Origin of the sequence: Exiguobacterium sp. UBA3968 (assembly GCF_002385115.1) — a bacterium.
Classification (GTDB): domain Bacteria; phylum Bacillota; class Bacilli; order Exiguobacteriales; family Exiguobacteriaceae; genus Exiguobacterium_A.
In genome coordinates this window covers 165826-186730 of record NZ_DGCW01000008.1, presented here as the reverse complement: position 1 = coordinate 186730, position 20905 = coordinate 165826, and the positions used below count along the sequence as shown (strand labels likewise).

Sequence of the window (20905 nt, the reverse complement as noted above, 5' to 3'; positions counted from 1 at the left end):
AAGTCATGGAACGGATAGAGAAAGGGTGATGCCAGATGACAGTGATCATCAATGCCCGGATTTACACGGGAGAGCAGACGATTGAAGACGGGTTCATTCGCTTTGACCGAACCATCGAGGCGATTGGAACAATGTCGGAATTTGAGGAAATCGCAGGAGAAGAGACGATCGATGCGCACCATCAATCACTCATTCCTGGAATGATCGATGTGCACATTCATGGGGGATATGATGTCGATGTCATGGATGGAGATGCCGAAAGGTTGCATCATTTCAGTCGACAGATGTTACAAGAAGGCGTGACGTCCTTTTTAGCGACGACGATCACCCAAGATTGGGCAGACATCACACGAGCGCTCGAGACGGTGCGAACAGTCGTTGAGGAAGAGGACACGACGATCGTCGGTGTTCATCTCGAAGGACCGTTCATCAACCCGGATTATGCTGGTGCGCAACCGCGCGAATATATCGTTGAACCCGATGTCGAACAGTTCCTGAAATGGCAGGAAGCGTCTGGCAATACGATCAAACTCGTGACCTATGCCCCAGAACGCCCGGGAGCGCGTGCATTCGAGGAGGCAGTGCGATTAACGGGTGCGATTCCGTCTGCCGGCCATACGGATGCGACGTATACCCAAAACCAAGCTGGTCATGTCACCCATGGTACTCATCTCTACAATCAAATGCGTGCGCTGCATCACCGGGAACCGGGAACAGTCGGGTACTGTCTCCTGACACCGGAAGTCTATGCCGAGATCATTCCGGACGGGATTCATAGTGCACCGGAAATGGTGGACTTCGCCTACCGGATGAAGGGTGCAGATCGATTGATCGTCATCACGGATGCGATGCGCGCCAAAGGACTCGCAGAAGGTGAATACGAGTTAGGGGGACAAGCTGTATTCGTTCGAGACGGTGCGGCACGCCTTGAGAATGGTAGTTTAGCCGGAAGTATTTTGACGATGGACGCCGCTTTACGAAACATCATCGCCTATACAGGTTGTACGCTCGAAGAAGCGGTTCGTATGACATCGGTCAATGCGGCAAAAGAGCTTCAGTTGACACAAAAGGGAAGTCTCTCGGTCGGTAAGGATGCGGATATTGTGTTGCTCGACGAGGGATTACACATTCAAGAAACGATTCATCGTGGTACGCGATACCGGATCACGAACGGAAAGGAGTCTACCTCATGAAATGGATGATTGTAGAAAAAGGAGAAGAATTAGCGCATGTGGCGTATCAATTTTTGAAACAGGAAATTGAGCGTCATCCGGAAGGATTAACAATAGGGCTTGCGACGGGCAGTTCACCGGTCGGTGTGTATGAAGAATGGCGGAAGGACTCGCTTGACTGCAGACATGTGACGACGGTCAATCTAGATGAATATGTCGGTCTTAGCCCAGAACATCCACAAAGCTACCATACGTTCATGCAAGAACACTTGTTTAATGATGTACGTTTCAAAGAGTCTTTCGTACCAATCGGGAATACGGAAGATCCGGTTAAAGAAAGTGAACGATACGAGGCGCTCGTGCGCAAGCGAGGAATCGATATCCAATTGCTCGGAATCGGAGCGAATGGACACATCGCTTTCAATGAACCAGGTACGCCGTTCGATGCGAAGACACACGTGACGGAATTGACGGAATCGACGCGAGAAGCGAATCAACGTTTCTTTGATCGATTGGAGGAAGTGCCGACGAAAGCGATCACGATGGGAATCGGTACGATCATGGAAGCAAAAAAAATCCTTCTCGTCGCTTCAAGCGAACGAAAGGCAGAAGCCGTACGCGATATGATGGAAGGGGTCGCGACGACGGATTGTCCGGCGACCGTGCTCAAACGCCATGCCGATGTCATGGTGATCCTCGACGAAGAGGCCGCCTCTTTATTGTCAGATGACGCTAAACGTACAGGGCGGGCTGCTTATTTGAATTTCATGAAAGCATGATGGAGAAACACGAATGAATTACAAGGTACAGAGCCACCCCATCAATTGGCTTTGTACCTTTTTTGTGGTTCATGAAAGAAGGGAATAAAGCCCGGTCTCATGCGATTTTATATTTTAACGTGAGATAGGTGAGGAAATAACGAAAGACGACATGCTGGTAGCATTCATGCTAATCAGGCAAAGTGCTACGATACCGGAATTATTTTAGATGCAACTATTCTGTGCGGTTTCTTTAATCGAAACGTAAATTGACATTTCATTAAATGTCCGGATAATGGAGATTAGCGAACTTTACGGAAAATTTACATGAAAATGAGGGTTTACATGATGGAAACGCGATCCGCACGAAAGAGACAGCCAAGTGCTGGCAAGATGTTCATGAAAGTCGTCGCTGCACTCGTCCTGCTCGTCACAATCATCGGTTCTGGTTATGCTGGAGCTGTTTTTATCAAAACGCAAGAAACATTGGCAAAGACGCAGATTAAGATTCCCGGCTCAAAAGTGAGCTCTAAATATGATGATGTTCCGTCTGAATCATTCTTGATTCTCGGAACGGATGAAACGAAAAAAAGCAAGGAACGTCATGAACCAGCTCGTTCAGACGTCATGATCGTCGGAATTTTGAACAAAAAGACGGAACAATTAGTGTTGACGAGTATCCCACGTGATTCACTTGTGAACATCGATTATTCGAAATATGACATCCCGTACGGCAAGACAGCTGTTGAGCAAGATAAGATCACACATGCCCTTTACTTCGGTTCGATGGATAAATCGAATTCCTACAACGGCATTAAATTAGCACGTGAAACGACAGAAAACCTACTCGGGATTCAAATCGATCACGTCATCAAAGTTAATTTCCAAGGATTCGTTCAATTGATTGATGCATTAGATGGTGTCAATATCGATGTACGGTATGCGTTTAAAGAACAAGATTCAAAACGTAAAGCGGGTACCATCACCGTTGATAAAGGAAAGCAACATTTGACGGGGGAACAGGCACTGGCCTATGTCCGGAACCGTCATGATGATCCGCTCGGTGATATCGGTCGCGGACAAAAACAGATGCAAGTCATTCAAGCGGTCGCAAAAGAAGCGGCAAGTTTCCGTTCGCTCAGTGCATACCGTGATATTTTGGATGCCGTGGGTGATAATGTTGAAACAAACTTAGGACCGAATGATTACACACGCTTAGCAGATTTCACTGCAGCACTCCGTGACACAACGGAGTATCAGCTCGCTGGAGAAGGCTATATCGGCATTAGCGGGAAATGGGAATACCACCTCGATCCGAATCAACTGGAACAAGTGAAGAGCAACTTAGCGAAAGCGATGCAAGGTCAAGAAGTCAAGCCGATCGCAGATGAAACGGATGCTGTACAAGATACGACAGAACAAGCACCAGAGACAGAAACGATCCCTGCGCAGTAATCTATACACGAAAACCCCTCGAATCACCGTCACAGTACGGCGGTTCGAGGGGTTTTTCAACGTTGGCGTTCCATTTCGACAGTGAAGGTATATCGATCTCCTCGGTAAGCAGAGATGACGTATTCAAACGGTTGTTCCGTCGCGAGATACGTCAGTTGCTCGACGGATAAGACAGGCGAAGCGGTCGACAAGCCAAGGTGACTCGCTTCTTCCTTTGTCGCGAGACGTGATTCAAACGTTTGACTCGCACGTCCGAGGTTTAATCCACTCGCTTCAGCAAATGCATAAAGTGATGCGGTCGCGACGTCTTGATCGAGTCCAGGCAGGAGTTGCTCTGGGATGTAGACAGTCTCAAGAGCAAGAGCTTGCTCATCAGCAATACGTAAACGCTTCAATTCATATACGGATGCGCCTTCACGAATCCGGAGCTTATTTGCGATCGTCATCGACGCGTCGATGATTTGATAGGAGAGGAGCGCACTCGTCGGTTCTAGTCCAAGATGTTCCATCTCTTCCGAGAAACTCGTCAAACCGGAAAGTTGCATGACGATTTTTTTATTCGCGACGAATGTTCCTCGTCCTTTTTGACGAATCAAGTAACCAGCGTTGACCAAGTTTGAAATGGCTTGACGAACCGTCATTCGGCTAATTTGGTGGGCCTCGGCGAATTCGCGCTCGGACGGAATCAAGTCTCCAGGTTGAAGGACGCCGCTTTCGATTTGTTGTTTTAAGGCAGCTTCAATTTGATAGTAAATGGGGAGTGGTGAATTTTTATTGATGTGCTGAATCACGGCATTTCGTCCCTTCGCGATCGGTAGTCTTTCGTCTAGTGTACTAGGAAAAAGGCAAGCCGACAAACGGTTCTGGATGAAATATGGCATAATACAGAGTGAAACTGACAGAGAAAGGTGGTCGAGGCATGCGCCCCGAACAAATAGAATCCGATGTCCGAACCTTTCAGACATCCCTTCGTGCGACAAAACAAGTAGACGGCTATTGGGTTGCTTTAGAGAAAAGTTACTTTTATCCGGAGAGCGGTGGACAGCCAGCGGATCGTGGAACATTGAACAACCAACCTGTCCTTGACGTTCAAATCGAAGACGGTGTCGTCTGGCATCAACTGGCGAATCCGCTCACAGGAGACGTCACCGGGATCATAGATGATGCAGTCCGAATTGATCATGCGGCGCAACATACGGCACAACACGTCATCTCTGCGATCTTACACGATGAGTCGAACATCAAAACGCTTAGTTTTCGGACGGGAAGTGAGGTTTCGACGCTTGATATCGAGACACCTGAATGGACAACTATTCAACAAGAACAGCTGGATCGACGATTACGACATGTGATTGAACAAGGATTACCGATCACGGCGACTGAATATGACGAGGAGGAAGCCCTACGTCTACCATTACGAAAAACACCACAAGTCGAAGGACGAATTCGTGTCGTTCAAATCGGCACACTTGATTATAGTGCCTGTGGTGGGACGCATCTCGATTCGACGGCACAGCTCGAGTTGATTCTCTTTACTGGGGTCGAACGGATTCGTGGGAACATTCGTCTATCCTATGTCGCAAAGGAACGGGCATACCAACTTGTTCAGTCAGAACGTCACGCCTTGAGGGAAGCGGCGCAAGCTTTGTCAGTCAAGCCGGTTCAAATGCTAGAAGCCGTTCAAGCGTTACAAGAAGAACAGAAACGCTTAACGAAACAGGTCGAACACGCCCAGGAACAACTTGCAACATTCACGCTCACTCAAGCTTTAGAACAACAAGAAGGCATTCTGATGTTTGAACATCTGAATGAAGAAATCAAAGCGTCCGAGCAACTCGCTAAAGCGATCCAAGGTGCGGGACGCGTCGGCGTCGTCTGGAATGCGACGACAAACAAGTTACTGATGAGTAGTCCAGGGGAACCCCATCTCGGGAAGTTCGCTAAAGCGCATGTCCAAGCATTCAATGGACGAGGTGGAGGAAGTGCGGTTCAGGCACAAGCACAATTTACGAATCGGGATGATGCGATGGCATATGTCGATCGATTACGGGAGGAATATCAGTCATGACAGTCATTCAAGTACGTACAGCAGAACAACAACAAGCCGTTCGGATGATCCGGGAGCGTGTCTTTGTCGAGGAACAAGGCGTACCACGTCATCTTGAATACGATACACATGATGAAACAGCGATTCATCTGCTTGTCCTCGATGAACAGAGTCGACCGGTTGCAACGGGTCGCACACGTCCATATGACGACCAACGGATGAAGGTGGAACGTGTGGCGACGCTGTCGACAGCCCGAGGAAAAGGATACGGTGGTGAGTTGATGCAGGCGATGGAACGTGTCGCGCGGCGTGAAGGAAAACAACTGCTGACACTCGGTGCACAAGTCCAAGCCATCCCGTTTTATCAAGGTCTTGGTTATACGATCGTCTCCGATGAATTCGACGATGCGGGCATTCCACACCGGACGATGGAGAAGAAAATGTAAGTTATTTTGAAAGAAATCCTGCAAAAAGGGTTTCTTTTTTTTGTTTTCTATGTATATATATAATTCATAATGAATTTTTATACAGACAAATGAATTAAAAACCAGGAGGGAATTATACATGTCAAAACAAAAATTAATCTTAGCGTACTCTGGGGGACTCGATACATCAGTAGCCATCAAATGGTTGAGCAAGGACTATGATGTCATTGCCTTATGCATGGATGTCGGAGAAGGAAAAGATTTATCCGTCATCAAGGAAAAAGCACTCCTCGTCGGTGCGATCGAATCAATCGTTCTCGATGTCAAAGAAGAATTCGCACAAGACTTTGTCTTGCCAGCACTTCAATATGGCGCCCATTACGAAAATGCCTATCCGTTGATCTCAGCGCTTTCGCGTCCATTGATCGCAGAAAAGCTCGTCGAAGTCGCACATCAGCATGGTGCGACGGCGGTCGCACACGGATGTACCGGAAAAGGGAACGACCAGGTCCGGTTCGAAGTTTCGGTCGCGGCACTTGATCCGTCACTCGAAGTCATCGCACCGGTTCGGGAATGGAAATGGTCACGGGAAGAAGAGATCGCCTACGCGAAAGAAAACAATGTGCCAATCCCGATCAACCTCGACAGCCCATACTCGATCGACATGAACCTTTGGGGACGGAGTAATGAATGTGGCGTCCTAGAAAATCCATGGACAGAACCACCACAAGACGCATATGCGTTGACGGTAGCACCAGAAGACGCTCCGGATCAGGCAGAAGAAGTCATTATCGGCTTTGAAGCAGGTGTTCCAGTTTCTATCAACGGGACGAAGTATCCATTAGCGAAACTGATTACGGAACTGAACATCATCGCTGGAGCACATGGGGTCGGACGGATCGACCACGTCGAGAACCGTCTCGTCGGTATCAAATCGCGGGAAGTCTATGAGTGCCCAGGCGCAACTGTTTTACTCAAAGCGCACGCTGCACTCGAGACGATTACATTGACGAAGGACGTCGCGCATTTCAAACCATTACTCAGCAAACAATACGCAGAAACAATCTACAACGGTCTCTTCCATGCGCCATTGACGAAAGGCTTGAAAGCTTTCTTGACGGCAACACAACAGGACGTTACCGGAGAAGTTCGCGTTAAACTGTTCAAAGGAAATGCAACTGTTACAGGTCGTCAGTCGGCTGTCTCGCTTTATGATGAGAAACTTGCGACGTACACGAAAGAAGATGCATTCGATCATGAAGCAGCAAAAGGCTTCATCAAATTACACGGTCTTGCCGTTTCAACGCATGCGAGTGTACATCGTCAGGCGGGTGTAACGAAATGACCAAACTCTGGGGTGGACGTTTTACGGAAAGTGCTTCCGCTCAAGCGGAAGCCTTCGGAGCATCAATCACGTTCGATCAAAAATTAGCAAGCGTTGATTTGAAAGGCAGTCTCGCACATGCACAGATGTTATTTGAACAAGGGATTCTCGCTCAAGATGAGTGGACACAAATCCAGCAAGGATTAAAGCAACTCGAAGCGACGTTAAAGGACCATTCCTACACATTAGCGGACGAAGACATTCATATGAATCTTGAGCGTTTGTTGACGGAACAGATCGGTCCAGTTGCAGGGAAACTGCATACGGCACGGAGCCGAAACGATCAAGTCGCAATCGATTTACATCTATGGATGGAGCAGCATGTCGAAGCGTTGACGACGGCATTACGCGAGCTCCAATCGGTCATTAAGGAACAAGCTGAGCAACATATCGAGACGGTTATGCCGGGGTATACGCATTTGCAACGGGCACAACCAATCTCGCTTGCGCATCACTTGCTCGCTTATTTCTGGATGTTCGAACGTGATGTCGAACGGTTGACGGACAATCAAAAACGAATTCGGAAATCACCACTCGGGGCAGGCGCGCTCGCGGGGACCACGTTCCCGATCGACCGTTTCCGTTCTGCCGAGTTGCTCGGTTTTGAGTCGGTCTATCCGAACAGTCTCGATGCTGTCTCCGACCGCGACTTCGTCATTGAATATCTCGGAATCGCCTCGACCGTCATGATGCATCTCTCACGTTTTTGTGAAGAAATCATCATCTGGGCGTCGCAAGAATTCGGCTTCATCGAGTTGTCTGACGCCTTCTCGACAGGCTCAAGCATGATGCCACAAAAGAAAAACCCTGATTTTGCTGAATTGATTCGTGGAAAAACAGGTCGCGTCTACGGCAACCTGATGGGCTTCTTGACGACGATGAAGGCATTACCACTCGCTTACAACAAAGACATGCAAGAGGATAAGGAAGGGGTCTTCGATACAGCAGATACCGTTCTCAAGTCCGTTCAAATCTTCACCGGAATGATTGAATCCGCGACGTTTAAGACCGAAGCGCTCAAGAAGGCGACAATGCAAGACTTCTCGAATGCAACGGAACTCGCCGACTACCTTGTAACGAAAGGCATACCGTTCCGGGAAGCGCATGAAATCGTAGGGAAAGCCGTCCTTTACTGTGTGCAGAACGGTTGTTTCCTGAAGGACTTGAATCTCGAGACGTATCAAACGTTCCATCCTGATATCACAGAAGACGTCTATCCGCTCCTCGATCCGGTTCAAGCAGTGGCACGCCGGACAAGCTACGGCGGTACAGGGTTTGCTGCCGTTTCGGAGCAACTCGAACTCGCGAAACAGCATCTTGCGAATTGACGAATTTTGAAAAAATCAGTCAAATGACTGGATTTAACAAAAGATGTCTGCTATAACTGTAACTAACAACCGACAGATAGAGGCGCGGATGACATGAGTAGCATCATTCTTGAAGGCAAGCATGCTGAATGATGTGAAAGGGGAAGTCCGCCGAAGTGAACGAGAAGATGCTTCTTCTTATTTGCTGGTACAACGGTTAAGATCCGTTGTACTGCCGAAACCGATGTTTCGGAGCGCTATCTTACGTAAAAGAACGAATGACTTTGTCTTCGTTTGTCCGATCGTGATAACGACGGGCCGTAGGAACGCTCCTACCGGCCCGTCGTTTTTTTCTGTATCGGGACAAAGGAGATAGGATTGTGACAACTGTACTTAAATTTGGTGGAAGCTCGGTTGCGACTGTCGAACAGATTCAGTCTATTGCGAATTATTTGAAGAGTCGCGCAGCCGAAAGTGAAAAACTCGTCGTCGTCGTTTCGGCGATGGGCAAGATGACAGATTCTTTGATCGCTCAGGCACAAGCCATCACGGATCGCCCTGAGCGGCGAGAACTCGATCGGTTGCTTGCCATCGGAGAAGAACAGACGATTTCATTACTCAGCATCGCCCTCAACTCGCTCGGTGTCAAAGCGTTATCGCAAACGGGCGCGCAAGCAGGGATCAGCACGATGGGCGTGCATACGAAAAGTAAAATCAAACAGATCGATGGAGATCTATTACGACAAAAACTCGAAACGTACGATGTCGTCATCGTCGCCGGATTCCAAGGTGTCAACGAACTTGGTGACGTGACGACACTCGGACGAGGCGGATCGGATACGACGGCTGTTGCTCTTGCGGCAGTCCTTGATAAACGGTGTGAAATCTACACTGATGTCGACGGTGTGTATACGGCTGATCCACGAATCCATGCCACTGCTCAACCGATTCCGCACATCTCATATGATGAGATGATGGAGATGAGCGCTCTCGGGTCGAAGGTCATGGAAATGCGGAGTGTCGAATTAGGAAAAAAATACGGCGTACACATCTTCGTCGGGAAAACACTTGAATCAAAAAGGGGAACATGGATCATGGAAGCGACGGAAACAATGGAACAAAAAGCGGTCACGAGTGTCAGTGTCACGAAGAACGTCTTGACGGTATCAATCAAACACGTACCGCAAACGAACGCAGCAGTAGCCGATATCTTCGAACTCTTATCGAACCGTCACGTCAATATCGACATGATCAGTCAAACGACGTTCGACAGTGACATCTTCTTATCGTTCTCTTGTCCACTCGACGAAGAAGAGTTCCTCGATGAAGCATTGAAAGATATCATGGATCGCTTCACGACAGTCAAGGTCGATCGCCACGATCAGCACGCGAAGTTGTCTGTCGTCGGAATCGGGATGCGGGATGCGACAGGTGTTGCCTCAAAGTTGTTCGCGATCTTCCGAGCAGAGAACATCCCGTTCTATCAAGTCACGACATCAGAAATCAGCATCTCGTATACGATTGCACAAGCAGATATTGAACGGACGGTTGCAGCGATTGCAAACGCGTTCGAGTTATAAGGAGGAAAACAGCATGTATCATGTAGCCGTCATTGGAGCAACCGGCGCCGTCGGTCAAAAAATGTTACAAGTACTCGCAGAACTGGATTTCCCGGTCAGCCGCTTATCCGCCTATGCTTCTGCTCGTTCAGCAGGGAACACGGTACAGTTCAAAGGAGAAGACATCACGATTCAAGCGTTGACACCGAACATTACGGAAGACGGTATCGATGTCGCGCTGTTCGCAGCGGGCGGAACGATCAGTGAACAATATGCCCCTTTACTAGCTGAAAATGGAACACTCGTCGTCGATAACTCAAGTGCCTTCCGGATGCAGGAGACGATTCCACTCGTCGTACCAGAAGTTAATCCACAAGCAATTCAAGCGATGGATCGCTTAATCGCGAATCCGAACTGTTCGACGATTCAATCCGTCGTCGCCTTAGCACCGCTCCAGTCACTGGGATTCGAACGGATCAATTACACGACGTATCAGGCAGTATCGGGTTCTGGTCAAAAAGGGATCGAGGACTTGGCGCGTGGGGCGCGCGGAGAAGAACCTGTCAATTATCCGCATCCGATTCACGATAACATCTTGCCGCATATCGATGTGTTCCTTGAGAACGGCTATACGAAAGAGGAACAGAAGATGATTGATGAAACACGAAAAATCTTCAATCTTCCAGCATTGCCTGTCAGTGCGACGTGTGTCCGGGTTCCGGTCACGAACTCTCACTCGGTTGCAATCAATGTCACGTTTACACAACCGACGACGGTTGCAACGATCCGTGAAGCACTTAAAAACGCACCCGGCGTCGTCCTCGTCGATGATGTCGCGAATACACGCTATCCGATGCCACTCGATGCGAGTGGGACGGACGACGTCTACGTCGGTCGGATTCGACAAGATGATAGTCTCGCGAACACGTTCCATCTTTGGTGTGTAGCTGACAACATCCGAAAAGGTGCTGCGTCGAACGCCGTACAAGTTGCACGCCAAGCGATCGAACAGTCGATTCATTCATAAAAAAGGAGGAGTTCTTCATGTTCAAAGGAGCAGGTACAGCACTCGTCACACCATTTAATGAAGCAGGCGAGTTGGATTTACATGTATTCGAACGCTTGATCGAGCAACAACTCGCAGCAGGGATTCAGGCACTTGTCGTCGGAGGGACGACAGGAGAAGGCTCGACATTGACGAATACGGAATTCGAACAACTACTGACGACTGCCGTTCAGGTCACGGCAGGACGAGTACCCATCATTGCAGGAACGGGTTCGAACAACACGGCAGTAACGATCGAGAAAACATTACTCGCAGAACGCCTCGGTGCGGACGCAGTGATGCTTGTGACGCCTTATTACAATAAAACATCACAAGCTGGTCTCATCGCACACTTCACGGCAGTTGCTGATGCTACACAATTACCAATCATGCTGTACAACGTCCCGTCACGGACTGGTGTTGCGATTGCCGTCGAAACAGCGGTGACATTGGCACGTCATCCTCGGATCCAGGCGTTTAAAGAAGCGAGTGGAGACGTCAGCTTCATGGGTGAACTGATGGCGGCGATTCCGGAAGACTTCGCGGTCTTCTGTGGAAATGATGATCAAATCCTACCTTACATGGCATGGGGGGCACAGGGGGTTATCTCGGTTCTTTCAAATCCGTATCCAGCAGAGACACAAGCACTTGCTGAAGCGTTACTCGCGCAAGATCTCGCCACGGCCCGCCGGATTCAGGCAGACTTGTTACCAGTCATCGGTGCTTTGTTCAGTGACGTCAATCCGATTCCAGTTAAAGCATCGCTTGAAGAACTTGGCTTTGCTGTCGGTGCACCGCGCTTGCCACTCGTCCGTCAATCGGAAGTGGGTCATGCCCATTTACTTGAAACAATGCGTGCTTACAAAGGAGTGGTTCGATGAGACTCGCGTTACACGGTTATGGGGCGACAGGACAATACGTCGTCGAACTAGCAGCGCAAAGTGTCGTTGCGATCGTTGACCGGACGAAGTCATCCGATACAATCGCTTCATATGCCGAGCTGACGGAGATGTCAGAAACGGTCGATGCGATCATCGACTTCTCGCATCCGAGTTTGCTACCGGATCTACTCGCATACGGGCTGGCGACAAAGACGCCACTCGTTATCGCGACGACTGGTTTTTCTGAAGCGGAGCTTGCGTCCATCAAGAACGCTGCAAAAGAAATTCCGATCTTCCAGTCGTATAACATGTCGTATGGTATCGCAATGGTACAGCAACTACTGAAGACACTGGTGCCACTGGCAGGGGCGTATGACATCGAATTGCTTGAGAAACATCATAATCAAAAAGTCGATGCTCCAAGTGGGACGGCCGAGTTGTTACTGCAAACGATTCAGACGGCACGTGACGTCACACCTGTGTATGACCGGTCACAGACGCGGCAAAAGCGGGAGACGAACGAGATCGGGATGCATGCGATGCGCGGTGGAACGATCTTCGGAGAACACGAAGTCTTATTCGCAGGTGTCGACGAGTTGATTGAAATCAAACATACAGCGCTATCGAAAAAAGTATTTGCTTCTGGTGCGATCAAAGCAGCTGAAGCACTCATTCAAAAAACAGCGGGACTCTATACGTTAGAGACGCTCTACACACAGGAGGATTCACATGTTACTCACTGATGCTTACGAAATTGCTAAATTCATTAAAGATGCAAAAAAACAAACACCGGTAAAACTTTATGTCAACGGCGATTTGGCGGGCTTGACGATCGAAGGTGCTACAGCGTTCGGATCAGATGAATCAAAAATTTTCTTCGCAGATGCAGGACTTGCGGCTACTTTCTTAGAAAAGTATTCAGATCGCATCACGGATGTTCATGTGGAGTATGACCGTCGCAACAGTGCGGTACCTATGCTTGATACACGTCATTTGAATGCGCGAATCGAACCAGGTTCATGGATTCGTGATCATGTCGTCATTGGTGACAACGCGGTCGTTATGATGGGTGCCATCATTAATATCGGCGCATCGATCGGAGATGGTACAATGATTGATATGAACGCTGTCGTCGGTGCACGTGGGACGATCGGGAAAAACGTTCATGTTGGCGCAGGTGCCGTGGTCGCGGGTGTCCTCGAACCACCTTCAAAAACACCTGTCATCATTGAAGACGGTGTCTTGATTGGTGCGAATGCAGTCATTCTCGAAGGCGTCAAAGTCGGTAAAGATGCCGTCGTCGCTGCCGGTAGTGTCGTCACAGAAGACGTACCTGCTGGAAGCGTCGTTGCCGGAACACCTGCACGTGTCATCAAACAGAAAGATGCGAAAACAGAAGAGAAGACGCAATTGGTGGATGATTTACGTTCACTCTGATTGACGTCGAAGAGGAGGAAAACACATGGCAGTGGATACACAGTATGGAGAAGCAATTTGGTTAGATGGAGTCTTTCATGATCCGAAAGATGCGAACACGAGCGTCATGTCACATGCGATTCACTATGGTAGTGGATTCTTTGAAGGAATTCGTGCCTACGCGACACCGGACGGACCGGCGATTTTCCAATTGAAGGAACATATCGAACGTCTTTTCCGTAGTTGCGCCTATTACCACGTCACAATTCCGTATACGGTTGATGAACTCGTCCAGGCGACGATTGATCTAGTTGCGAAAAACGGATTCGAATCTTGTTATATCCGTCCATTCGTGTTCCTCGGTACGCCATGGCAAGCATTGATGGCGAAAGATACGACGGTTCATGTCGGCATCTCTTGCTGGGAGCTTGGGGAATACTTCGATAAAGGTGCTGGCATCCGTGCCAAAGTCGCATCATACCGCCGCGTCTCATCAACGATGATGCCGATGCAAGCGAAAGCGGCTGCCAACTATATGAACTCACAACTCTTAAAAGGTGAAGCCATCCGTGATGGATTTGATGAAGCAATCGCGCTCGACATGAACGGAAACGTTAGTGAAGCGAGTGTTGCGAATCTTTTCCTTCTTAAAAACGGAACGATTCATACACCGTCACTTGATTGTTCAGTACTCGACGGTATCACACGCCAAGTCATCATCCGTTTGGCACAAGATCAAGGCTATCCTGTCGTCGAACGTCACATCGGACGCGATGAGTTATATGTCGCAGATGAGATTTTCTTAACAGGAACAGCTGCTGAAATCACGAGTGTCGGTGAAATCGATCATATCTCCATCAACGGCGGAACACGGAACGTCGCAGATGAGTTGCTCGATCTTTACCGTCAAGCCGTCACAGGTCAATTGCCGCAATATGCGGATTGGTTGACGTATGTGACACCAGCTGTCGCAGAATGACGACGCGTACACTCGTCACGATCGATCGGAAGGCGGTGCGACAGAACGTCGCATCGGTCTTCGCTCGATCACGTAAACATATTTTTGCCGTGGTCAAGAACAATGCGTACAACTTAGGCATGCTCGAGATGGTCGAAACGCTGACGGCGTCTGATGTGCATCACTTTGCTGTCGCCGAGTTGTATGAAGCCATTGAAATCAAAACGAATTTTCCAGACAGTTATGTACTGGTGATGAATCCGACGGAGGATTTTGAAACAGCACGACGTTTCGGAATTGCACTCGGTGTCTCATCGCTAGAATGGCTCGCCCTAAACAGTAAACAGCTGCAAGGAATCGAGTTACATTTGAAGATCAACGTCGGGATGAATCGTTTTGGTGTCAGTTCGCTTCAAGAGGCGGAAGCTGTTCTTGCGCTTGCGCAAGCAGATTCGCTCGCTTTAACAGGTTTATATACACATTTTCCGCTTGCCGATGAGCCGGATGCGGATCACGATGGACAAGTCGAACGTTTCGTCGCCATCGCCGATGTGTTACGAAAGCGCCATACGTTTACGTATATGCACTCGGAAAACAGTGCGACGATCGTCAAACACGATCCGCGTCTCGCATTTTGTAATTATGTCCGCCCTGGAATCTTCTTATTTGGCTATTCACCGATTGAAAAGATGGACTGGCTCGTTCCTTCGCTACGGATGACGACGGAGGTCGTTGAAATTCGCGAAATCGGACCGGGTGAACACGTTGGGTACGGGACGAACTTTACGAGTACAGAACCGATGCGGATTGCCATCTTACCAGTCGGCTATGGAGACGGTGTCGTCCGTGGGCGTGCCGCTCTGCCTGTTCATATTAAAGAAAAACCTTATCCGGTCATCAACAAATTATTCATGAGTCATACGTTCGTCGCTGTCGATGGGACGGTTGAGGTCGGAGACGAGGTCGTGCTATACGGGGATGGCGTTGAAATTGACGATATTACTCGGACAGGAGCAGCGAACAATTCAGAGCAGATGAGTGCCCGGTCTTGGCGTTTGACGCATCAGTATCTATAAGGAGGAACTTATTATGTATGGAAGTCAATACCTGACAGAAGAAAACAACACGTTGCACATCGATGGTGTCGCAGCGACCGATCTTGCAGCACAGTACGGAACACCATTGTACTTGATGGCAGAACGGGAGCTGACGGATCGACTGGCGACCGTCCGGGAACACTTCCTTGATAAGTATCCGAATACGTATGCTTCCTTCGCTTCTAAAGCATTGACTGTCAGTGCGGTGTATGAACAAGTCGTGCGTCATGGTCTTGGAATTGACGTCGTCACGGGCGGGGAACTCTTCATCGCCCGTCAATCGGGCGTTCCAGCAGAGCGAATTTATTTCCATGGTTCGAATAAATCAACGGCTGATCTTCAGTATGCTGTCGAAGAAGGTGTCGGACGAATCGTCATCGATCACTTTGCAGAGATTGCACAACTGGAAGCGATTGCGGCACAAGCTGGTCGAACGGTTCATGTCTTGATTCGGATCGTGCCACAAGTCATCGGTGGAGCGCATGCGAAAATTCAGACAGGTGGTGTCGATACGAAATTCGGTTTCTCGACACATGCGTCAGATTACTTGGACGCAATCGAAGCGATTTTAGCATCAGAACATCTATCGTTACTTGGCATCCATTGTCATGTCGGTTCGCAAATCCAAGATCCGTCGCTGTTCGAACAGACGGCTCGGACGATGATGGGCTTCGTCGAAACAATTCGTGTAAAACATGATTTCACAGTCAGCGAAGTCAACGTTGGAGGTGGGTTCGGAATTGCCTATACGCAGGACGACCAGCCACTTGATTTTGAAGCGACGATCGCACGCGTCATGGATGTCATTGAGACGGAAACGGCACGACTTGGCATCGAACGTCCTCGAATCGGTATCGAACCAGGACGCTGGGTCGTTGCGAATGCAGGGACGACACTTTATACAGTTGGGGCAATCAAAGAGATCGAAGGCGTCCGGACATATCTTTCGGTGGACGGTGGAATGACGGATAACATTCGTCCCGCACTTTACGGAGCGGTTTATGAAACCGTCATCGCTAACCGGATGAGTGGCGAAACGACCGAAATGACTGTCGTTGGAGCAGCTTGTGAATCAGGTGATCTCGTCGCTGAAAAAGCGCAGTTAGTTACGCCAAAGAGTGGCGATACCCTCGCTGTATTTGGAACGGGAGCGTATAACTTCTCGATGGCAAGCAACTACAATCAATTCTTACGTCCGGCACTCGTCTTCGTTCGGGACGGGGAATCCCGCGAAGTCGTCCGTCGACAAACATATGCGGACTTAGTTCAGTGTGATCTTGGAATCAATGGAGTCCGTTCGGAGTCATAAGAGGTGAGGGGTCAAGCGATTGACGACAAAAAAACCGGCGCAATCTCGCCGGTTTTTCATACATGTGACGATTCTTCTCGCGACTAGAGAGGAATCGTTTTTTTTGCTGTGATCAGTATATTCATTTTGGGATTTTCAAGACTTGTCCAACGAGTAAGAGATTCGGATTTGTGATGCCGTTCGCCTGCATTAATGCTGTGACGGTGACGCCGTAACGTGTCGCAATCGAGTAAAGTGTATCACCCGCTTTAACCGTATACGTCGTTGTCGGGATTTTTAAGACTTGACCGACATTGAGTAGACTCCAATTCGTGATGTTGTTCGCACTCGCGAGGGCAGAGACCGAGACATTGTATTTACGGGCAATCGAATAGAGTGTATCGCCCGCTTTGACAGTATACGTCGTACCGGTTGGGACCGTAGAACGCAACAGTTCTGAAATCGTGACGAACGAATAGCCTTTTGCTTTTAATTTCGAAATCATCGTCGGCAGGGCGGTTGGTGTTCCTTTCGCACCAGCCCCAGTGTGCATGAGGATGATTGATCCAGGAACGACTTTTGGTAACACACGATCCAAGATAGCTGTTGAAGAGATGCCTTTCCAATCCGTCGAATCGATATTCCATTGAATCGTTTTCGTATAACCAGCCGCTCCGACGACACTCAATACCTTACTGTTACTCGCACCGAACGGCGCCCGAAAAATCGGTTTCGTCGTTTTTCCGGTCAAGGATCGGATGAGCGACTCCGTCCGGGATAATTCACTTGTCATTTGGCTTGCTGATAAAGTCGTGAAATCCGGATGTGAATACGAGTGATTGCCGATTTGATGTGTTGGAGAGGCGGTTGTGATATTTTTAATCGATTGAGGATGGTTGTTTGCACCACTGCCTGTTAAAAAGAAAGTAGCTTTCACTTGATTACTTTTTAAGACACTTAATATTTTGGCAATGTTCGTTCCATCTGAACCGTCATCAAATGTCAATGCGACGACTTTTTTGGTCGTCGTTCCTTTTGTGACAAACGTAGAACTCGCTGCATCGACCTGTGAGGGAATTGAAAGTGGGGTTAGGAGAAGCAATCCGATCATCATGATGGTGGGTTTCTTGATGTTCATCGTTAAGGGCCTCCTTCATCAAAACATGCTTTATCAGTACTCTTTATTTACGTATTCCCTTTATTTTTAAAAAAAGAACTAAAAATTTCCCCTTTTTCAAAGAAATAAAACTGATTTAATGGAAATTTGTTTAAACCGTAACCTTTTTGGGAAAACATAATATATGGAAATAGTAAAAAGGAGTGAGAAGGAATGATCGAATTCAAAAACGTCGGCAAGCAGTTTAAGGAAAATGTCGTCTTAAAAGGCTTATCGCTCGAGATTCAAAAGGGTGAACTCGTTGTTTTCATCGGACCAAGTGGTTGTGGGAAAACGACATCACTTAAAATGATCAATCGATTGATCGAACCTTCTTCAGGCACAATTTTGGTCAATGGGAAGGATATCATGAAGACGGATACGATTGAATTAAGACGCCATATGGGATATGTCATTCAGCAAACTGGTCTGTTCCCTCATATGACGGTCCGGGAAAACATTCAATTGATTGCTGGACTTGAGGGGAAAGATCACGATGAGATGGATCAGCGGACAGAACAACTATTAACGATGGTCGGGCTTGATCCGAGACAATTTATTGATCGTTATCCGAGCGAACTCAGTGGCGGACAGCAGCAACGTGTCGGTTTCGCGCGTGCTCTGATGAATGATCCTGATGTCATCCTGATGGATGAGCCGTTCAGTGCTCTCGATCCCGTTACTCGTAATGATTTGCAGGAAGAGCTTTTCAACTTACAAGAGGAAGTGAAAAAGACGATTGTTTTCGTCACTCATGATATGGATGAAGCGATCAAGTTAGCGGATCGGATATGTATCATGCGTGACGGGGAGATCGTTCAGTTCGATACTCCAGAAGAAATCCTGCGTCATCCAAAAGATGAATATGTCGAATCGTTCATCGGAAAAAATAAAATTTGGAGTAGTCCAGAATTCATCAAGGCAGAAGATATCATGATTGAGGATCCAGTTTCAATCAGTGGCAAACGTACATTGCTACAGGGAATTGAAATCATGCGTGGGCGAAAAGTCGACAGTCTATTGATCACTGATCGTGACCGCGTTTTACAAGGGCTGATTAAGTTAAAGAACATCCAGACGATCCCGGATAAGAGCCAACGAATTGAAGAAGTAATGGAGGGCGAAATCATTGCCGTCAATGAACACGATTCGTTACTTGATGTCCTTGAAGTCATGAATCAGGAAGAGACAGGTTATCTGCCGGTAACAGATGCAACAGGAAAACTAAGAGGATTAATCACGCGTAGTAGCTTACTTTCCGTCTTGAGTGAGCAATTCATTCATGAGGAGGAAGTTCAATGAACGGTTTCTTTGATTATATAAAAAATAATACCGATCAAATCGGTGACTTATTACTGGAGCACTTACAGCTGACGGTCTTTGCCGTCGTCATCGCCGTCGTCCTTGGGATTCCGATCGGGATTTTAATCACGCGCTATCAAAAGTTCGCAAAACCGGTCCTCGCGCTGACGAGCGTCGTGCAAGCCGTCCCGAGTCTTGCCTTACTCGGTTTCTTAATTCCGTTCATCGGTATCGGATCGACACCAGCGATCATCATGGTCGTGCTCTATTCACTCTTGCCAATCGTCAAAAATACGTACACAGGTCTATCGAGTATTCCGGGAGATACGCTTGAAGCAGCAAAAGGAATTGGTTTGACGGATCGTCAAATCCTCAGTAAGGTCCAGATTCCGCTTGCCTTACCGATCATGATGGCAGGGATTCGGATTTCAGCCGTCACAGCGGTTGGTTTAATGACGATTTCAGCATTCATCGGTGCCGGTGGTCTTGGTTACCTTGTCTTTTCAGGTATTCAAACGGTTGATAATAACCAGATTCTCGCCGGAGCGATTCCAGCTGGTATCTTAGCGCTTATCATCGACTTCGTCGTCAGCCGGATTGAATATTCGGTGGCGCCGAACGGTATTCCGCTCGCAGATGGTCGAATTAAAAACAAGGCACGGAAGCGCCGTAAAGCGATGTCAGCGGGACGCAAGATCGCAATCGCAAGCATCGTCTTCCTATTGGTTGGTGGTACAGTCGCTTATTCTTTCCTCAAGGAAGATAAGATCGTCATCGGATCGAAGAACTTTACGGAACAGTTGATTCTTGGAAATATGTTAGCGGATTTAATCGAAGATAAAACGGATCTACAAGTCGAACGTCAATTAAATCTCGGGGGGACGAAGGTCGCTTACGGGGCGCTTGAAAAAGGGGAGATTGACGCGTATGTCGAGTACACAGGGACATTGTTGATCGACGTGCTCAAGCAGGAAGTCGAGACGGATCCGAAAACGGTCTATGCAAAAGTCGGGAAGATGATTCCCGAAAAAAGTCAGGTCGATGTCCTAGATCCGATCGGCTTCAACAATACGTATGCTCTTGCCATGACAAAAGAAGACATTAAGAAGTACGACTTGAAGACAGTGTCGGATATGTCAAAAGTCAGTGATCGCTTGATTCTCGGTTCAACGATTGAATTCGCGAACCGTGAGGATGGTTATCTTGGTCTAAAGAAGAAGTATCCGGATATGAAGTTCAAAGATGTACAACCAGTTGATGGAGGACTTCGCTATACAGCATTGACGAACGGTCGAACGAATGTCATCGATAGTTTTTCAACAGACGGTCTTTTGAAGAAGTTTGATTTGACTGTACTCAAAGATGATAAAGAGTTTTTCCCACCCTACTATGCGGTACCACTTGTTCGTCAAGAAACCCTTAAAGAACATCCAGAGCTGAAAAAAGTCCTCAACACATTGAAGGATAAAATCACGGATGAAACGATGCAAGAACTGAACTACAAAGCAGATGTTGAGAAGCAGCGTCCTGAAAAAGTCGCGCGTGATTTCTTGATTAAAGAAGGATTGATTTCTAAATAAACAGGTAGAGCCGAGGCGGGAATCCGCTTCGGCTCTTTTTGTATGCGCGCTGACGCGCTATATCGTTTTGGAAAA

19 protein-coding genes and 1 riboswitch are annotated in these 20905 nt (G+C 48.1%); of the genes, 17 read left to right on the top strand and 2 right to left on the bottom strand.

What is annotated here, in order from left to right:
- Positions 1-35 precede the first annotated feature (35 nt).
- From nagA to B3S86_RS14845, 3 genes are all read left to right on the top strand, one after another.
- Positions 36-1193 (top strand): N-acetylglucosamine-6-phosphate deacetylase, encoded by a 1158-nt coding sequence (gene nagA / locus B3S86_RS14855; RefSeq protein WP_290754194.1) that lies wholly within the window; start codon positions 36-38, stop codon positions 1191-1193.
- On the top strand, positions 1190-1951 hold the full coding sequence (gene nagB / locus B3S86_RS14850) for a glucosamine-6-phosphate deaminase (protein ID WP_290754190.1): 762 nt from the start codon (positions 1190-1192) through the stop codon (positions 1949-1951). The genes nagA and nagB overlap by 4 nt, the downstream gene beginning before the upstream one ends.
- 324 nt (positions 1952-2275) lie before the next feature.
- Positions 2276-3385, top strand: a complete 1110-nt coding sequence (locus B3S86_RS14845; protein WP_290754186.1) for an LCP family protein — start codon at positions 2276-2278, stop codon at positions 3383-3385.
- 56 nt (positions 3386-3441) lie between these two features.
- Here the strand turns inward: B3S86_RS14845 and phnF are convergent, their stop codons facing one another.
- A complete protein-coding gene (gene phnF / locus B3S86_RS14840; protein WP_081780439.1) occupies positions 3442-4176 on the bottom strand; it encodes a phosphonate metabolism transcriptional regulator PhnF in 735 nt (244 codons plus the stop codon).
- A gap of 128 nt (positions 4177-4304) precedes the next feature.
- Between phnF and B3S86_RS14835 the strand changes: the two genes are divergently transcribed.
- The 12 genes from B3S86_RS14835 to lysA all read left to right on the top strand — a co-directional run bounded on the left by B3S86_RS14835 (position 4305) and on the right by lysA (position 16813).
- The gene (locus B3S86_RS14835) at positions 4305-5453 is read left to right on the top strand and encodes an alanyl-tRNA editing protein (RefSeq protein WP_290754181.1); all 1149 of its coding nucleotides are present in this window, start codon (positions 4305-4307) and stop codon (positions 5451-5453) included.
- Positions 5450-5878: a GNAT family N-acetyltransferase gene (locus tag B3S86_RS14830; protein ID WP_290754178.1), complete on the top strand. Its 429-nt coding sequence runs from the start codon at positions 5450-5452 to the stop codon at positions 5876-5878. The genes B3S86_RS14835 and B3S86_RS14830 overlap by 4 nt, the downstream gene beginning before the upstream one ends.
- A gap of 118 nt (positions 5879-5996) precedes the next feature.
- Positions 5997-7202 carry an argininosuccinate synthase gene (locus tag B3S86_RS14825; protein ID WP_290754175.1) on the top strand — a complete coding sequence of 402 codons (1206 nt, stop codon included), beginning with the start codon at positions 5997-5999 and terminating at the stop codon, positions 7200-7202.
- Positions 7199-8569 (top strand): argininosuccinate lyase, encoded by a 1371-nt coding sequence (gene argH, locus B3S86_RS14820; RefSeq protein ID WP_290754172.1) that lies wholly within the window; start codon positions 7199-7201, stop codon positions 8567-8569. Before B3S86_RS14825 ends, argH begins: the two co-directional genes overlap by 4 nt.
- A gap of 69 nt (positions 8570-8638) precedes the next feature.
- Positions 8639-8816: riboswitch (Lysine riboswitch) on the top strand.
- Positions 8817-8928: 112 nt separating this feature from the next.
- Complete coding sequence (locus B3S86_RS14815) at positions 8929-10128, top strand: aspartate kinase (protein ID WP_290754169.1); 1200 nt, start codon at positions 8929-8931, stop codon at positions 10126-10128.
- 13 nt (positions 10129-10141) lie between these two features.
- On the top strand, positions 10142-11134 hold the full coding sequence (locus B3S86_RS14810) for an aspartate-semialdehyde dehydrogenase (RefSeq protein ID WP_290754166.1): 993 nt from the start codon (positions 10142-10144) through the stop codon (positions 11132-11134).
- A 17-nt stretch (positions 11135-11151) separates the two neighbouring features.
- The gene (gene dapA / locus B3S86_RS14805; RefSeq protein ID WP_290754163.1) at positions 11152-12033 is read left to right on the top strand and encodes a 4-hydroxy-tetrahydrodipicolinate synthase; all 882 of its coding nucleotides are present in this window, start codon (positions 11152-11154) and stop codon (positions 12031-12033) included.
- Positions 12030-12776 (top strand): 4-hydroxy-tetrahydrodipicolinate reductase, encoded by a 747-nt coding sequence (gene dapB, locus B3S86_RS14800; protein ID WP_056063458.1) that lies wholly within the window; start codon positions 12030-12032, stop codon positions 12774-12776. Before dapA ends, dapB begins: the two co-directional genes overlap by 4 nt.
- A complete protein-coding gene (gene dapD / locus B3S86_RS14795; protein ID WP_029340774.1) occupies positions 12763-13470 on the top strand; it encodes a 2,3,4,5-tetrahydropyridine-2,6-dicarboxylate N-acetyltransferase in 708 nt (235 codons plus the stop codon). The genes dapB and dapD overlap by 14 nt, the downstream gene beginning before the upstream one ends.
- A gap of 25 nt (positions 13471-13495) precedes the next feature.
- Positions 13496-14428, top strand: a complete 933-nt coding sequence (locus B3S86_RS14790; protein ID WP_023467124.1) for a branched-chain amino acid transaminase — start codon at positions 13496-13498, stop codon at positions 14426-14428.
- On the top strand, positions 14425-15483 hold the full coding sequence (gene alr, locus B3S86_RS14785) for an alanine racemase (RefSeq protein ID WP_290754158.1): 1059 nt from the start codon (positions 14425-14427) through the stop codon (positions 15481-15483). The genes B3S86_RS14790 and alr overlap by 4 nt, the downstream gene beginning before the upstream one ends.
- A 13-nt stretch (positions 15484-15496) precedes the next feature.
- The gene (gene lysA / locus B3S86_RS14780) at positions 15497-16813 is read left to right on the top strand and encodes a diaminopimelate decarboxylase (RefSeq protein ID WP_290754155.1); all 1317 of its coding nucleotides are present in this window, start codon (positions 15497-15499) and stop codon (positions 16811-16813) included.
- Between the two features lie 121 nt (positions 16814-16934).
- Here the strand turns inward: lysA and B3S86_RS14775 are convergent, their stop codons facing one another.
- A complete protein-coding gene (locus B3S86_RS14775; protein WP_056063464.1) occupies positions 16935-17930 on the bottom strand; it encodes a LysM peptidoglycan-binding domain-containing protein in 996 nt (331 codons plus the stop codon).
- 192 nt (positions 17931-18122) lie between these two features.
- Here B3S86_RS14775 and B3S86_RS14770 point away from each other — a divergent pair, with 192 nt between their 5' ends.
- A complete protein-coding gene (locus B3S86_RS14770; protein WP_035412384.1) occupies positions 18123-19250 on the top strand; it encodes an ABC transporter ATP-binding protein in 1128 nt (375 codons plus the stop codon).
- Positions 19247-20830 carry a glycine betaine ABC transporter substrate-binding protein gene (locus B3S86_RS14765; protein WP_290754148.1) on the top strand — a complete coding sequence of 528 codons (1584 nt, stop codon included), beginning with the start codon at positions 19247-19249 and terminating at the stop codon, positions 20828-20830. The genes B3S86_RS14770 and B3S86_RS14765 overlap by 4 nt, the downstream gene beginning before the upstream one ends.
- Positions 20831-20905: the final 75 nt, after the last annotated feature.

Excerpts from the sequence above, each read along its gene's own strand:
- argH (WP_290754172.1), top strand. The coding sequence starts at position 7,199 with ATGACCAAACTCTGGGGTGGACGTTTTACGGAAAGTGCTTCCGCTCAA.
- B3S86_RS14810 (WP_290754166.1), top strand. The coding sequence starts at position 10,142 with ATGTATCATGTAGCCGTCATTGGAGCAACCGGCGCCGTCGGTCAAAAA.
- B3S86_RS14835 (WP_290754181.1), top strand. The coding sequence starts at position 4,305 with ATGCGCCCCGAACAAATAGAATCCGATGTCCGAACCTTTCAGACATCC.
- B3S86_RS14765 (WP_290754148.1), top strand. The coding sequence starts at position 19,247 with ATGAACGGTTTCTTTGATTATATAAAAAATAATACCGATCAAATCGGT.
- dapD (WP_029340774.1), top strand. The coding sequence starts at position 12,763 with ATGTTACTCACTGATGCTTACGAAATTGCTAAATTCATTAAAGATGCA.
- B3S86_RS14790 (WP_023467124.1), top strand. The coding sequence starts at position 13,496 with ATGGCAGTGGATACACAGTATGGAGAAGCAATTTGGTTAGATGGAGTC.
- B3S86_RS14770 (WP_035412384.1), top strand. The coding sequence starts at position 18,123 with ATGATCGAATTCAAAAACGTCGGCAAGCAGTTTAAGGAAAATGTCGTC.
- B3S86_RS14830 (WP_290754178.1), top strand. The coding sequence starts at position 5,450 with ATGACAGTCATTCAAGTACGTACAGCAGAACAACAACAAGCCGTTCGG.
- dapA (WP_290754163.1), top strand. The coding sequence starts at position 11,152 with ATGTTCAAAGGAGCAGGTACAGCACTCGTCACACCATTTAATGAAGCA.
- B3S86_RS14825 (WP_290754175.1), top strand. The coding sequence starts at position 5,997 with ATGTCAAAACAAAAATTAATCTTAGCGTACTCTGGGGGACTCGATACA.
- nagB (WP_290754190.1), top strand. The coding sequence starts at position 1,190 with ATGAAATGGATGATTGTAGAAAAAGGAGAAGAATTAGCGCATGTGGCG.
- B3S86_RS14775 (WP_056063464.1), bottom strand. The coding sequence starts at position 17,930 with ATGAACATCAAGAAACCCACCATCATGATGATCGGATTGCTTCTCCTA.
- lysA (WP_290754155.1), top strand. The coding sequence starts at position 15,497 with ATGTATGGAAGTCAATACCTGACAGAAGAAAACAACACGTTGCACATC.
- alr (WP_290754158.1), top strand. The coding sequence starts at position 14,425 with ATGACGACGCGTACACTCGTCACGATCGATCGGAAGGCGGTGCGACAG.
- dapB (WP_056063458.1), top strand. The coding sequence starts at position 12,030 with ATGAGACTCGCGTTACACGGTTATGGGGCGACAGGACAATACGTCGTC.
- nagA (WP_290754194.1), top strand. The coding sequence starts at position 36 with ATGACAGTGATCATCAATGCCCGGATTTACACGGGAGAGCAGACGATT.
- B3S86_RS14845 (WP_290754186.1), top strand. The coding sequence starts at position 2,276 with ATGATGGAAACGCGATCCGCACGAAAGAGACAGCCAAGTGCTGGCAAG.